This window comes from Pseudomonas sp. AN3A02 (assembly GCF_011765255.1).
Lineage (GTDB): Bacteria > Pseudomonadota > Gammaproteobacteria > Pseudomonadales > Pseudomonadaceae > Aquipseudomonas.
On sequence record NZ_JAARNI010000005.1, the window covers coordinates 372,565 to 387,148 of the forward strand.

Here is a 14,584-nt window from a genome sequence, read left to right on the forward strand (position 1 = left end):
TTTTACATTTTAAATTTTAATTTTCTTTTGTTCGTTTGTTTTAATTCCCCATCAATCGGAGCACCTGAGCCGTCATCATCAATTAATTTTTGAATATAGGCTGAACATATCTCACGCTCATCGTCATCCAACTGGTCAATCTTTTCAGTAATATCAAAGTAAAGAGCTGCGTCAGCTATAACATTTCCATTTTCCTCTAACGCATCTAGAACATACTTCAATATTTCAATTTCTTTGTAGCTGTCATGCTTGTTATGCATTTCATCAATAAATATATGAAAATCAGTCTCTACATGTTTAACATGTGCGGCGATAAGTTCCTCTTGATGCTCAGGAGTTTGTGCGGCTGGGATAGCTATGGATGGCCCGAACATATCGTGCAAGTCATCAATCAAGCCTTCATTGGCTGACGTAACCTTTTCTTGCTCAATCTGTGTTGTAGGCTCTGCTGGCTTCTCTGGTGTGGTTTGAGCGGGTGTAGGCATGACAGGCGGAACAATGACCGGTTCGACTGGTTTAGGCTCTTCTACGGCCTTCTTTGCCTTCCATTTTTGAGCTTGTAATTGATAGTCAGCTTTTCTTTGTTCAAGCTCATTTAAGTCTTGTTGCGTAGGTTTATATCCTGATAATGTGAAACCCTTGTCTTCAAGGTTCATCATCTTGAACTCCATCCACATTTTTTTCTTTGCATAGTCTGGCCCATTCACGTAGAGCGGCCCCGGCTTCTTCATGTCAGTTGTTAAACGTTGAAGCCCAGCTTTAATGCTGTCCCTTGATAAATCTTGAAATGTAACTTTTGAAGGGTCTTTATGATATTCAAAAGATTTCTGGCTGGTGGAGTTTTTAAAGAAGTGCTCAACGTTACCTCCGACCTCTTGGTGTGTGAACTTCTTGTCTAGAACCGTTTTGAATTTATTCTTTTTAAGAAATTCAACATCTTCATTTGTAGTTAGGTTTAATTCCTCATTATATCTACGAGCTTTCTTTGAATAGTGCTCCATCAATTCATGGAACTGATGTTTCTCTTGAAGCTTGTTTTTTAGTTTCGAGTGCTGAACACCCAACTCACTGGCCTTGAATACTTGGCCTTCTTTCTCTAATGAATAGGCGTTTGGTCCATTTGGGATAATGTCAAAGCCTTGCTTGTGAAGATTAGCAAGGAAAGCCGTCGTTGTGAGTGCGTCTTTAAAAGCAATTTCAATTTCTTCTTTGAATGCTTTCTTATGGGATTTTATACCTCTCACTTCAAGAGCTTTTTCTTTGCTGCTCTCTGGTGCGTTTGTTTCTAAATCAGGATTTAAAGACTTTCTGTTTTCGACTTTGAATAGATTGTGTTTGTGTTCAAGTTCGGTCAGTTTATCTTCGATAATTCTGTAATCATCAACTTGGTTGTAAATCTTGTTATTGAAATCTCTCGGTGCCCAGATAAAGTGAACGTGGATTTGTTTAGTGTCTATATGAACAGCAAAAGCGTGCTCACGGTTTAACCCGTGAGTATCTGAATAAAGTTCTTTTACTATGTCAAGGGCTTGTTCGGGTGTGATTTTATCGGATGAGTCAAAAGATACCATTTCGTGAAAGCTGGTATTTTTCTGTTTTCCTTTACAAGATTTATCAATTTTCTTCGCTAAGAACTCAATGAACTCTTGCGTTGTTCCGGTTTGAAGTCTGTTGCTATCTATGAGAATAGATTTTTTTAAACCATACCCCAGTGTGTTCTGTGTCTCCCCTTTACTTTTCTGCGTGCTAAGTTTCTTCCTTATCATATTGTCCTTATTTTGTTAGTTCGATTTTTTGCGTATTCTGTTCAATCATCAAATAATATCTATCAAATGCTTTTTTAGCTTTCTCGAAAACCGATATATTCTCATTTGCCATATTGGCTTTTCCAGAGTTTATTGCGGCAGCTATTTGATTTAAGTTATTGCCAAGCATTCTCAAATTTGCTTCTTGCTGTTCCATGTATCGAACAAACTCATCATTCCTAATTTCTATAATCTTGCAGCCGTTTAATGCTAGCTGTTCAATATACTTTGCTTGGCTAATATCTAGACGTTTCGCATTTTCTACAATCTGTTCTTTTGCTTCTGCTGAAATCCTAATATTGAATTGCTCACCATTTCTTTTTTTCTTACTCATAGTTATCCTCGTGGTTGGTTTGTGTTTTTCTGGAATGACCGAAGGCATTGCAGCTACCTGATTTTGCTTTTATATTTTCAAACGAAGTGCAGAAAATCGAGTAGGGAAGTAAGTGAAAAATGTCGAAGACTTTTGAACGGTAGGATAAAAACGAAGTTTTTTCCTATACATTCCCATTGCTCGCCTTCTTTTTCTTGACTTCATATTATTATGCTAACTCAAGTTTTAAAGTTTTCAATAGTGTATAGGAACAATAGTTCTTGATGATGTGCCTAGGAAGCTACCTAGGAGACTGCCTAGGACTGGTATAGGAAAGGTATAGGAATAAAAAAGGCCACCTTAAAGGTAGCCTTAAAAAGCAATCTGGTGAAAATCTAGGCGTCTGGATTTATATAGTCCTTGTCATAGTTATAGATGGTTGTGAAATCATCGGGGGGGACAAAGTCTTTTTCGTATTCAAGAACGTTCCCATCACCACCAACAAGCCTCACGATTTTGTTAGTGAACTCTATTTCCATTACTGTATCTAAGAAGTCAATGCGAATATGGTTTATGATATTCTTCAATTCATTGTTGTAGGAAACTCGTTTCGCTACTGCTTCCTCTGTTTTGTCATAAATGATTTTTTCAATATCAATATCTTTTAAGTCATAGAATGATTTAAAATGTGAGAAAATTTGTTCAAGCTCTTTTTTCTTGTCTTCGATTTCTACATCAATGCTGGTAGTGGAGGTTTCTAATTCAATAATTATTTCATTGTAAGTTTCTGAAATGGCTTCGCCGTCCATAATCATTGCTTTGATTTTAGATTTGAAATCATGAAGCCTAATGTTGATTTTGTTTCTGTTGTTCTCCAACTTCATAATCGAGTTTTTGACTTCGTCGGCATTGGAGTTTTCTTCTAATAATGTGCCGATATTTATTCCATCGGTGAAGCGAAAAAACATATTGAAAAGTTTTTTGCCGCGAATGGATTGCTGACCAAAATGGCTATTCAAATCACATTTGCCGGTCATCGAGTTTGTGCAAATGAAATAGTCCCTTTCTCCTTTATTCATATATCTAATGGTTCCACCACACCACTTGCAATAGATAAGGTCACGAAAGACGTTATATCGTTGATTTGAGTATCTGCCGGAGAAAGGCTTTCTTGACTTTATGACTGACTGAGCTTTTAAAAAAAGCTCTTCATCAATAACGGCTGGGTAATAGTTAGGGATTGGTTCCCCTTCATCTTTTCTTATGAGCTTTCCATTTTCGTCATAATGGATTTTTTGCGGGCTATGCTCTCCGATAAGCTTTCTATTGCTCAATAGATACTGAGCTTGATGAATGGCAATTTTATCAATGAATAGCTGATTATATTCTTTGGTTGCTTCTTGTAGGCCTTTTGACAAAGAAAGTTTGAAGAGTGTTCTAATTCTTTCTACTTTTTCCTCGTCAATTATGAAGGTGTTATTTTCAACTTTTAACCACGTCGGAACTTTTTTAGTGACGATTTCACCATCACGCATTTTTTCACGATTATCTTTCCAAGCCTTGCTTGAAAAATCGCTTTTCCGCTTACTCTCTGCGTTAGCTCGTGCAAACTCTACTTGTGCATTAATCCAGTCGCCGACATCAAGGTTATCTGCGTCATAGACCTTATTTCTATCAAGGATGACAATCTTGATACCGGAAAATAAAAGGTCTGTAAAAATCTTATTACTACGAACCATCTTGTCTCTTGACAGGCGGTCGAAGTTTTCAATGAGCAGGTATGAACCTCGCTCAATTGCACCTTTTCTGACTTCTTGAAGAAACTGACCGAGCACCCCCTCAGCACTGGCATTTTTACCGTGGTATGCAGACGTTCCAGCGTCTTCAAGGTGTCGATCTACCTCCAAGCCATGCTTGGACACGAAAGCGTCTATAAGCTCATTCTGGCGTGTTCTGGTGCTGCCATCCTCTTGACGTTTAGATGAGAATCGAACGTAGGGATAACATTTTTTGGTCATTTTTTGAACAGCCAGAGACTATGGAACGTATAGCGTAGCATGTCTGTATCTACTGCTACGCGCGGCCCAGTCACGCCTATTGGGACCTGTCACCGGGGCTGGATTTCGAAACCAAGCTGATCGCCAAGACCAACGCCGCCGACGTGCTGGAGCAGCAACTGTCGAAGCCGGGCTACACCTGCGCGCCGATCAACCTGGGCTCCAACACCGACCCGTACCAGCCTATCGAACGCGAGTACAAGATCACCCGCCAAACCCTCGAAGTGCTGCTGCGCTATCGTCACCCGGTGACGATCATCACCAAGGGCTCGCTGATTCTGCGGGACCTCGACCTGCTGACCGAGCTGGCGCAGCAGCGGCTGGTGGCGGTGATGATCAGCCTCACGAGCCTGGACGACGAGCTCAAGCGCATCCTGGAACCGCGTACGGCTGCGCCCAAGGCGCGGCTGAGGGCGATTCGGGTGATGCGTGAGGCGGGAATCCCGGTCGGCGTGTTGTGTTCACCGATGATTCCGATGATCAACGACAGCGAGCTGGAAAGTTTGCTGACCGAGGCGCATGCCGCTGGCGCACAAAATGCGGCGTACATGATGCTGCGCCTGCCCCTGGAGGTTGCGCCGCTATTTGAAGAATGGCTGGCGGCCCACTACCCGCAGCGCGCGGCCCATGTGATGAGCCTGGTGCGGCAGGTGCGCGGTGGTGAGGTCTATGACAGTCGCTTCGGGGTACGCATGCGTGGCGAAGGGCCGTTTGCCGATCTGTTGGCGCAACGTTTCGCCAAGGCGATCAAACGATTGGGGCTCAATCGCCGGGAAGGGTTTAATCTGGATTGCACCGCGTTTTGTCCGCCTGGCAGGCAGATGGCATTATTGTAAACTGCTGGGTAAAGCGCACGGCCTTGTAGGAATAGTCGCGTTTTGACATCACTGAAAGCCCCGATCTAGAGCGGTTCATTCAGTTTGAGTTAAGTTTCGGCGGGTACCTTGTTCATCGAGTGACTAATGAGTCGGCGCTTCGGTTTGGGCGCCAACCACACTGGAAAACGCCCCTGCTCCAACCAAGAGGATGAATCATGAGTGACAAGGATAAACAGCCGTTGGCTGCGTCGGCTTCAGCCCCTCACGAGGCGGAGTCCGCCGATGCAGCGCTGCAGCACATCGTTGAAGGCTTTTTGCATTTCCATAACGAGATCTTTCCGCAGCAGGAAGAACTCTTCAAAAAACTCGCCACGGCCCAGAGCCCACGAGCGATGTTCATTACCTGCGCAGATTCGCGCATCGTTCCCGAACTGATCACCCAAAGCTCTCCCGGGGATTTGTTTGTGACCCGTAACGTCGGCAACGTCGTGCCGCCTTATGGGCAGATGAACGGCGGTGTTTCCACGGCCATCGAGTACGCGGTACTGGCTCTTGGCGTGCAGCACATCATCATTTGTGGCCACTCCGACTGCGGCGCCATGCGCGCAGTGCTCAACCCTCAAAGCCTGGAAAAAATGCCCACGGTAAAGGCTTGGCTGCGCCACGCCGAGGTCGCCAAGACCATGGTCCAGGACAACTGTGACTGCGCCAACGAACACGAAAGCATGCACGTGTTGACCGAAGAAAACGTGATCGCCCAGTTGCAGCACCTGCGCACTCACCCGTCGGTGGCCTCGCGCATGGCCAATGGGCATCTGTTTATCCATGGCTGGGTCTACGACATCGAGACCAGCGAGATCAGGGCCTACGATGCGGATCAGGCGGCGTTCCTGCCGTTGAACGGTACTCAGCCGATCCCGTCCGCGACGCCTAAAGCGCGCTTCTAAAACAATCCCCTGTCGGGTAACGCGATGGCTGCCATTCGAGCAGCCAGGCGTTGCTACGCCCGGTAAATGCCTCGGGAGAGTCATCATGCGTGCTGCTCAATTAAAAGCTGTGCTGCCACGGGAGCTGCTGGCCTCCGTGGTTGTGTTTCTGGTCGCCCTGCCGCTGTGCATGGGGATCGCAATCGCGTCAGGGATGCCACCTGCCAAAGGCCTGATCACCGGGATCATCGGTGGGCTTGTGGTGGGTTGGTTGGCGGGGTCGCCGCTGCAAGTCAGTGGCCCGGCCGCGGGCTTGGCGGTGCTGGTGTTCGAACTGGTGCGCCAGCATGGCATGGCCATGCTCGGGCCGATCCTGTTGTTGGCGGGCTTCCTGCAGTTGGTGGCCGGGCGTTTGCGCTTGGGCTGCTGGTTTCGAGTTACGGCGCCTGCGGTGGTCTACGGGATGCTGGCGGGGATTGGCGTGCTGATTGTCCTGTCGCAGGTCCATGTGATGCTCGACGGTGTGCCAAAACCCTCCGGGCTGGATAACCTCGCCGGCTTTCCCGCCGCGTTGATTCAGGCGATACCTACACTGGGCGGCGGGCTTGGCTGGCAGGCGGGCCTGCTCGGGCTGTCGACGATTCTGGTGATGTGGCTGTGGGACAAGTTCCGTCCGCAAAAACTGCGCTTTGTGCCCGGCGCCTTGCTCGGCGTGGGTTTGGCGACGGTCACCAGCCTGGTGCTGGCATTGCAGGTCAAGCGTGTGGAAGTGCCGGAAAACCTGGCGGACGCCATTGACTGGCTGCGCCCCAGCGACCTGCTGAACCTGGCCGATCCCAACCTGCTGATCGCCGCTTTTGCCGTGGCGTTTATCGCCAGCGCTGAAACGCTGCTTTCGGCAGCAGCCGTTGATCGTATGCACAGTGGCCAGCGTTCCGATTTCGACAAGGAACTGTCGGCACAAGGCGTGGGCAACATGCTGTGTGGCCTGGTCGGCGCCCTGCCGATGACTGGCGTGATCGTGCGCAGCTCGGCCAACGTCCAGGCCGGCGCTACCACGCGCTTGTCGGCGATGTTCCACGGGTTGTGGCTGCTGGCGTTCGTGCTGTTGCTGTCCAGTGTGCTGCAAAGCATTCCGGTGGCGAGCCTGGCGGGTGTACTGGTGTACACCGGGATCAAGCTGGTGGACATGAAGGCGTTTCGTGGCCTGGCGCGTTACGGGCGGATGCCGATGTTTACCTACGCAGCGACGGCCCTGGCGATCATCTTCACCGACTTGTTGACGGGTGTGTTGGTGGGCTTCGGGCTGACCCTGGTCAAGCTGGCGTTCAAGGCTTCACGCTTGAAAATCAGCCTGGTCGACCTGCCACAGGATGGCGAGATGGAGTTGCGATTAACGGGGGCTGGGACCTTTCTCAAGGTGCCGGCATTGACCCAGGTGCTGTCGACGGTACCCGCCGGGACCACCTTGCATGTGCCACTCAATAACCTGAGTTACATCGACCACTCCTGCCTGGAATTGCTGGAAGAATGGGGTCGGGCCAACTCGGCCAAGGGCTCGAAGCTGATGATCGAGGCGCGGGGGTTGAAGCGCAGGTTGGAAGGACGGGTAAGAACGACGACCGGAATAGGCTCGGCTGCGTTGTGACCTTCTGTAGGAGCGAGCTTGCTCGCGAAAAACTTCAGCACGCCGCGTGCATTCAGAATGCCCGCGTTATCGTTGACGTCCTTCGCGAGCAAGCTCGCTCCTACAGTGAATCTGCGTCAGCGATAAAAATCAGGCCGGCTGATCCAGCTCCAACCCAACCCCCAACTGCCGTGACAGGCACGGCCAGCGCTTCCACGCCGCTTCCGTGTCCGGGCTCTTGAGCTTGTCGCGGTACGCTTCGACCGACTCCAGCGCAAAGCTTTCTTCGTTGAGCATCTCATCCACCGCGTGGTGCACCGCTTCATCCAGCTGATTGGCAAAGGTCTCGCCGATCAATTGGTGAGCAATCACGTTCGCCACCGTGGTATCCAGCGGAATCAACGGCTGGCCGAAGTGCTTGATATACAGATCGTTGACCTCTTCCACCAGGCGATGAGCCAGGTAGGCCTCGTCCAGCAAACCGTCCAGGCCTTCATGCCCGGCCAGGATCGCTGGCGGCTGCAGGAAGAAATGCTCGGCGATTTTCAGCACCGGTTTGATCTGGCTTTCAATACCGGCTTCACGGGCAACATCATTGGCCGCATCCAGCAAATCCGGGACCTGGTCAATGTAGGCGCTGACAAAGCGCGTCATCACGCCCTTGGCGTCAACGTCCGGCAGGGCAATCGCCGGGTGCAGGTGCGGTAACTGGACTTCCAGCTGCTGAGCAAGCTGGCCAGTGCTGGATTCGTGTTGATGGGCACGGGAAATCTGCTCGCGCAAAGCGGCGGTGTTCATGAAAGCTCCAGTGATGCAGGCGTAGGAAATAGGGAGAGGATAAGGTAGCTCGTTTATACGAGCGCCTAAGACACATTTGTCATAATTATTTCATGGTTATGCGCTGTCGTTATATCAAATCGCCATCGTTCGTCGGATAACGGGCTCCATCGGTCTTGTTGTGTGGTCTGTTTCCTCATTTTCGTTCATTTGCCCGATCACATTGCGGGGTGGCGGTCGCTGTCTATACTCGGTTTTGTACGCAATTAGCTGATGACGCCCGACTGCATTAGCAGGCAAGGCTTGGCGGTTGTAAGCAGTATGGAAGCCGCTCCCTTGGTCGCAGGTGCAAACCGGCGGGATAACAAGAACGATAAGGGGAACCCGCAATGACGCGACATCCACATGTTTGGATGGGCCTACTGTTGTGGTCAGTATTCAGCCAGGCGCAAGCCGCCTGGACAACGAATATGGCACCAGGGGCCACTGAAGTCAGTCACGCCGTGTTTGACCTGCACATGACCATTTTCTGGATTTGTGTGGCGATTGGCATCGTTGTGTTTGGCGCGATGTTTTGGTCGATGATTGTTCACCGGCGCTCAACGGGCCAAGTGGCGGCCAAGTTTCACGAGAGTACGACGGTGGAGATTCTATGGACCGTGGTGCCCTTGCTGATCCTGGTGGCGATGGCCATTCCGGCCACCAAGACGCTGATCAACATCTACGACAGTACGGAATCGGATATCGATATCCAGGTCACCGGCTACCAGTGGAAGTGGCATTACAAATACCTGGGCCAGGACGTCGAGTTCTTCAGCAACCTGGCTACGCCCGCCGAGCAGATCCATAACCAGGCCGTCAAAGGCGAACATTACCTGTTGGAAGTCGACCAGCCGCTGGTGCTGCCGGTGGGCGCCAAGGTGCGCTTCCTGGTGACCGCCGCCGACGTGATCCACTCCTGGTGGGTGCCCGCGTTTGCGGTCAAGCGTGATGCGATCCCAGGCTTCGTCAACGAGGCGTGGACCCGGGTCGAGAAGCCAGGCATCTATCGTGGCCAGTGCGCCGAGCTGTGCGGCAAAGACCATGGTTTCATGCCGATCGTCGTGGAGGTCAAGTCCAAGGCGGACTACGACACCTGGCTCGGCGAGCGTAAGGCAGAAGCCGCCAAGCTCAAGGAGTTGACCTCCAAGGAATGGACCCTGGATGAGCTGGTGGCCCGTGGCGACAAGGTTTACCACACCACTTGCGTGGCCTGTCACCAGGCTGAAGGCCAGGGCCTGCCGCCGATGTTCCCGGCGCTCAAAGGCTCGCCGATTGCCGTCGGGCCCAAGGAAGACCACCTGCACCGCGTGTACTTCGGCAAACCCGGCACCGCCATGGCGGCGTTCGGCAAGCAACTGTCGGAAGTCGATATCGCGGCGGTCGTGACCTACGAACGTAACGCCTGGGGCAACAACAAAGGCGACATGGTCACTCCTAAAGACGTGCTGGCTCTGAAACAGGCGCAAAGCAAATGACTTCCTTCATTGCGTATTCCCTGAACCGTCCCGCCCACTCGTTCGCAGGAGAAAGGCCATGAGCGCTGTGATCGATGACCATGGTCATGCCGGAGAGCACGCTCACGGCCCCGCCAAGGGCCTGATGCGTTGGGTGCTGACCACCAACCACAAAGACATCGGGACCATGTACCTGTGGTTCAGCTTTGCCATGTTCCTGCTTGGCGGCTCGTTCGCCATGGTGATCCGCGCCGAGCTGTTCCAACCGGGCTTGCAGATCGTGGAGCCGGCGTTCTTCAACCAGATGACCACCATGCACGGCCTGGTGATGGTGTTTGGTGCGGTGATGCCGGCGTTTGTCGGCCTGGCCAACTGGATGATCCCGTTGATGATCGGCGCGCCCGACATGGCCCTTCCGCGTATGAACAACTTCAGTTTCTGGCTGTTGCCGGCGGCGTTCCTGATGCTGGTGTCCACGCTGTTCATGCCCGGTGGCGGGCCGAACTTCGGCTGGACCTTCTACGCTCCGCTCTCTACCACCTACGCGCCGGAAAGCGTGACCTTCTTCATCTTCGCCATCCACCTGATGGGTATCAGCTCGATCATGGGCGCGATCAACGTCATCGCCACCATCCTCAACCTGCGTGCCCCTGGCATGACCCTGATGAAAATGCCGCTGTTCGTCTGGACCTGGCTGATCACCGCGTTCCTGCTGATCGCGGTGATGCCGGTGCTGGCAGGTTGCGTGACCATGATGCTGATGGACATCCACTTCGGCACCAGCTTCTTCAGTGCCGCCGGTGGGGGTGACCCGGTGTTGTTCCAGCATGTGTTCTGGTTCTTCGGGCACCCTGAGGTGTACATCATGATCCTGCCGGCCTTCGGTGCCGTCAGCTCGATCATCCCGACCTTCTCGCGCAAGCCGCTGTTCGGCTACACCTCGATGGTGTACGCCACGGCGAGCATCGCGTTCCTGTCGTTCATCGTGTGGGCGCACCACATGTTTGTGGTGGGCATCCCGCTGGTGGGCGAGTTGTTCTTCATGTACGCCACGCTGCTGATCGCGGTACCCACGGGTGTGAAGGTGTTCAACTGGGTCAGCACCATGTGGCAAGGCTCGCTGACCTTCGAGACGCCGATGCTGTTCGCGGTGGCCTTCGTGATTTTGTTCACCATCGGCGGCTTTTCCGGGCTGATGCTGGCCATCGCTCCGGCGGACTTCCAGTACCACGACACCTACTTCGTGGTAGCGCACTTCCATTACGTACTGGTGCCTGGCGCGATCTTCGGGATCTTCGCCTCGGCCTACTACTGGCTGCCGAAATGGACCGGCCACATGTACGACGAAACCCTGGGCAAGCTGCACTTCTGGCTGTCGTTCGTCGGGATGAACATGGCGTTCTTCCCGATGCACTTTGTAGGACTTGCCGGCATGCCGCGTCGGGTGCCGGACTACAACCTGCAGTTCGCCGATTTCAACATGGTCTCCTCCATCGGTGCCTTTACCTTTGGTGCGACGCAGATCTTCTTCCTGTTCATCGTCATCAAGTGCATTCGTGGCGGTAAGCCTGCACCGGCCAAGCCGTGGGATGGCGCAGAAGGGCTGGAGTGGAGCATCCCTTCGCCTGCGCCGTACCACACCTTCACCACGCCGCCGGAGGTCAAATGAACACCCTGACGGGAGACGACCATGCTTGAGTCCGTGCCTATCAAGCGCCTGGTCACGCGGCTGCTGATCCTGGTGGTGGCGATGTTCGCCTTCGGCTTTGCCCTGGTGCCGATCTACGACGTGATGTGCAGGGCGTTCGGCATCAATGGCAAGACTGCCGGGCAGTACGAAGGCGAGCAGGTGGTGGACCCGACGCGCCAGGTGCGGGTGCAGTTCCTGTCCACCAATGCCATCGATATGGTCTGGGAGTTCCACTCCAAGGCCGACGAGGTGGTAGTCAATCCCGGCGCGGTCACCGAGATGCTGTTCGTGGCCTACAACCCCACCGACAAGCCGATGACCGCCCAGGCGGTGCCAAGCATTTCGCCCGCCGAGGCGGCGATGTACTTCCACAAGACCGAGTGTTTTTGCTTCACCCAGCAAGTGCTACAGCCAGGTCAGCGCATAGAAATGCCGGTGCGCTTCATTGTCGACCGCGACATGCCGAAGGATGTGAAGCATTTGACCCTGGCGTACACGCTGTTCGATATCACCGCGCGCCAACCGCCCGTGGCTGTCCATACCGGCGGCTAGGCGTTGCTTGCGGGCTCGATTAGGAGAACGAATACATGTCGACTCATGATACGTACTACGTACCGGCACAAAGCAAATGGCCAATAATTGCCACGCTGGGCATGCTGATTACGGTGGTCGGGCTGGCTACCTGGTTTAACGATCTGAAGGCCGCGCGCCCGGAATCCCACGGACCGCTGATCTTTTTCGTCGGCGGCTTGCTGCTGGCCTACATGATGTTTGGCTGGTTCGGCGCGGTGATCAAGGAAAGCCGCGCCGGTTTGTACAGTTCACAGATGGACCGCTCCTTTCGCTGGGGCATGACCTGGTTCATCTTCTCCGAAGTGATGTTCTTCATCGCGTTCTTCGGCGCACTGTTCTATGTGCGGCACATGTCGGCGCCCTGGCTGGCGGGAGAAGGCTCAAAAGGCGTTGCCCACATGCTGTGGCCGAACTTCGAATTCGTCTGGCCGCTGCTGAACAATCCTGACCCGAAACTGTTCCCTGCGCCCAAGGGCACCATCAGCCCCTGGGGCTTGCCGCTGATCAACACGATCTTGCTGGTCAGTTCCAGCGTGACCATCACCATCGCCCACCACGCCTTGCGCAAAGGCCATCGCGGCGCGCTGAAGATCTGGCTGGCGATCACCGTGTTGCTGGGTTGGGCGTTCCTCGGGTTCCAGGCCGAGGAATACATCCACGCTTATAAAGAGTTGGGCCTGACCCTCGGTTCCGGCGTGTACGGCGCGACCTTCTTCATGCTCACGGGGTTTCACGGCGCCCACGTGACCATCGGCACCATCATTTTGTTTGTGATGCTGATGCGCATCCTGAAGGGGCATTTCAATGACGAACACCAGTTCGGTTTCGAGGCGGCCAGTTGGTATTGGCACTTTGTGGACGTGGTGTGGATCGGGTTGTTTTTCTTCGTTTACGTGCTTTGAGGTCGTTCACCAAGGCGCATGAGACACCAGCTGGCCGCTGAAGAAACCCCAGGTGATCAAACCCAGGGTGATCACGGCCAGCACCACACGCACGGTCAAGGCAGTGACGAGGCGATTGGAGTTGCCCTCGTCCTTGACCAGGAAGAACAAGCCACTGAACAGGCTCACGACGGTAGCAATCAGCATCAGGGCAATGGCTGCTTTGAGCATGGTGGGCTCCGGGGCTTTTTTTTGGAGGGGGCGAGCAATGAGATTCAGTATAGCCAGCGCAGCACCGACCTCTGCGGCAATGCCATGAAACCCTTTCGCCCCGGTATTGCGCCGACGCTGGTGGTGCTTGTGCTACTGCCGCTGATGGTGTTTCTCGGCTTCTGGCAGCTGTCCCGCGGCCAGGAAAAACAGGCGCTGCTGGAAACCTACGCCGAGCGCCGCGCTGCCGAGCCCATGAGCAGTACGCAATTACAGGCCACCGAAGATCCTGCCTTCCGCCGCGTGCATTTGCGCGGGCAATTCGATGCCGACCACAGCGTGCTGCTGGATAACCGCTTTCGTGACGGCAAGGTCGGTGTGGAGGTGCTGCAACCGTTCCACGATCAGGCCAGCGGGCAGTGGCTGTTGCTCAATCGAGGCTGGCTGCCTTGGCCGGACCGGCGCACACCGCCCGTTTTCAATACCCCCGAACAACCGCTGAATCTCGACGCCTGGGTCTATGTGGCCCCGGGCGAGACCTTCCAGCTGCATGCCGATCCAGCGGGCGCACAGTGGCCGCGATTGCTGACTGCCCTGCATCCCGAAGCGCTTTGGGCAGAGTTGGGTCGCAGCGGATTCGCCTATGAAGTCAGGGCCGAAGCGGGACCGGCAACCTATGAAACCAATTGGCCTGTGGTCGCCATGGGCCCGGAAAAACACCTGGGCTACGCCGTGCAATGGTTCGCCATGGCGCTGGCGCTGTTCGGTCTTTACCTCTACCTCGGATGGCACAACACAAAGGAGAAGCGCCATGGGAGCGGCCATGAATCCACTCAACATGTCTGACGCGCCAACAGCGCCCAACCGTCGCAAGGGCCGCTGGCAACTGATTCTGATCCTGCTGATGGTGATCGGCCCGATGGTGCTCGCCACCTTCATGTACAAGTTGCAGTTCTGGGTACCGGACAACCGCAGCTACCACGGCGAGATGATCGGCAATGGGCAGACTCGCGCCGACATCGGCGTGCAGGCCGATGAAGATCGCTGGCAACTGCTGGTGACCGCGCCCACTGCCTGCGCCGCCGACTGCCAGCAACTGGTTTACCTGGCTCGCCAGCTGCAAATCGGCCTGGGTCGCGATGCCTCTCGTGCCAGCCACGCCCTGGCCAGCGCGCAGCCGGTGAACACTGCGTATGACGCCAAGCTCAAGGCCGAATACCCGCAACTGCAACGTTATTCCCTGGACCTGTCGACCTTCAACAAAGACGCCGCCGCCCAAGGCCGCGGCGATGCCCAGCTGTGGATCGTCGACCCCCACGGCAACCTGGTGCTGCGCTACGACGCCCGGGTCAAGGGCAAGGACCTGCTCAACGACCTGCGCCTGCTGTTGAAACTGTCGAACATCGGATAA

Annotated in this window: 13 protein-coding genes and 1 pseudogene; 9 read left to right on the forward strand and 5 right to left on the reverse strand. The window is 53.7% G+C overall.

Features of this window, described 5'->3' with window-relative positions; genetic code table 11:
- Positions 1–2 precede the first annotated feature (2 nt).
- The 3 genes from HBJ59_RS21080 to HBJ59_RS21090 all read right to left on the reverse strand — a co-directional run bounded on the left by HBJ59_RS21080 (position 3) and on the right by HBJ59_RS21090 (position 4,136).
- Complete coding sequence (locus HBJ59_RS21080) at positions 3–1,766, reverse strand: relaxase/mobilization nuclease domain-containing protein (protein WP_167664639.1); 1,764 nt, start codon at positions 1,764–1,766, stop codon at positions 3–5.
- Positions 1,767–1,773: 7 nt separating this feature from the next.
- A complete protein-coding gene (locus HBJ59_RS21085; protein WP_167664640.1) occupies positions 1,774–2,139 on the reverse strand; it encodes a hypothetical protein in 366 nt (121 codons plus the stop codon).
- A gap of 374 nt (positions 2,140–2,513) precedes the next feature.
- Positions 2,514–4,136 carry a recombinase family protein gene (locus HBJ59_RS21090; RefSeq protein WP_167664641.1) on the reverse strand — a complete coding sequence of 541 codons (1,623 nt, stop codon included), beginning with the start codon at positions 4,134–4,136 and terminating at the stop codon, positions 2,514–2,516.
- Between the two features lie 38 nt (positions 4,137–4,174).
- On the opposite strand from HBJ59_RS21090, the pseudogene HBJ59_RS21095 reads away from it, so the two are divergent.
- The 3 genes and pseudogenes from HBJ59_RS21095 to HBJ59_RS21105 all read left to right on the forward strand — a co-directional run.
- Positions 4,175–5,011, forward strand: a pseudogene (locus HBJ59_RS21095) (PA0069 family radical SAM protein); the annotation flags it as partial.
- A gap of 197 nt (positions 5,012–5,208) precedes the next feature.
- The gene (locus HBJ59_RS21100) at positions 5,209–5,940 is read left to right on the forward strand and encodes a carbonic anhydrase (protein WP_076013306.1); all 732 of its coding nucleotides are present in this window, start codon (positions 5,209–5,211) and stop codon (positions 5,938–5,940) included.
- An 85-nt stretch (positions 5,941–6,025) separates the two neighbouring features.
- On the forward strand, positions 6,026–7,567 hold the full coding sequence (locus HBJ59_RS21105) for a SulP family inorganic anion transporter (RefSeq protein WP_167664642.1): 1,542 nt from the start codon (positions 6,026–6,028) through the stop codon (positions 7,565–7,567).
- A gap of 129 nt (positions 7,568–7,696) precedes the next feature.
- On the opposite strand, the gene HBJ59_RS21110 is transcribed toward HBJ59_RS21105, so the two are convergent.
- Entirely contained in the window at positions 7,697–8,344 is a 648-nt protein-coding gene (locus tag HBJ59_RS21110) for a hypothetical protein (protein WP_076013308.1), read from the reverse strand.
- A 368-nt stretch (positions 8,345–8,712) separates the two neighbouring features.
- Between HBJ59_RS21110 and coxB the strand changes: the two genes are divergently transcribed.
- The 4 genes from coxB to HBJ59_RS21130 are packed head-to-tail and all read left to right on the forward strand — an operon-like array spanning position 8,713 to position 12,984.
- The gene (gene coxB / locus HBJ59_RS21115) at positions 8,713–9,840 is read left to right on the forward strand and encodes a cytochrome c oxidase subunit II (protein WP_076013309.1); all 1,128 of its coding nucleotides are present in this window, start codon (positions 8,713–8,715) and stop codon (positions 9,838–9,840) included.
- Positions 9,841–9,898: 58 nt separating this feature from the next.
- Positions 9,899–11,488, forward strand: a complete 1,590-nt coding sequence (gene ctaD, locus HBJ59_RS21120) for a cytochrome c oxidase subunit I (protein ID WP_076013310.1) — start codon at positions 9,899–9,901, stop codon at positions 11,486–11,488.
- Positions 11,489–11,509: 21 nt separating this feature from the next.
- Positions 11,510–12,061 carry a cytochrome c oxidase assembly protein gene (locus HBJ59_RS21125; protein ID WP_076013311.1) on the forward strand — a complete coding sequence of 184 codons (552 nt, stop codon included), beginning with the start codon at positions 11,510–11,512 and terminating at the stop codon, positions 12,059–12,061.
- A 35-nt stretch (positions 12,062–12,096) separates the two neighbouring features.
- A complete protein-coding gene (locus HBJ59_RS21130) occupies positions 12,097–12,984 on the forward strand; it encodes a cytochrome c oxidase subunit 3 (RefSeq protein ID WP_167664643.1) in 888 nt (295 codons plus the stop codon).
- Positions 12,985–12,990: 6 nt separating this feature from the next.
- Here HBJ59_RS21130 and HBJ59_RS21135 read toward each other — a convergent pair whose 3' ends face one another.
- Positions 12,991–13,194, reverse strand: coding sequence for a twin transmembrane helix small protein (locus HBJ59_RS21135; RefSeq protein ID WP_010168612.1), 204 nt, complete (start codon positions 13,192–13,194; stop codon positions 12,991–12,993).
- 84 nt (positions 13,195–13,278) lie between these two features.
- On the opposite strand from HBJ59_RS21135, the gene HBJ59_RS21140 reads away from it, so the two are divergent.
- Complete coding sequence (locus tag HBJ59_RS21140) at positions 13,279–14,019, forward strand: SURF1 family protein (protein ID WP_167664644.1); 741 nt, start codon at positions 13,279–13,281, stop codon at positions 14,017–14,019.
- Positions 13,985–14,584 carry a hypothetical protein gene (locus HBJ59_RS21145; protein ID WP_167664645.1) on the forward strand — a complete coding sequence of 200 codons (600 nt, stop codon included), beginning with the start codon at positions 13,985–13,987 and terminating at the stop codon, positions 14,582–14,584. The genes HBJ59_RS21140 and HBJ59_RS21145 overlap by 35 nt, the downstream gene beginning before the upstream one ends.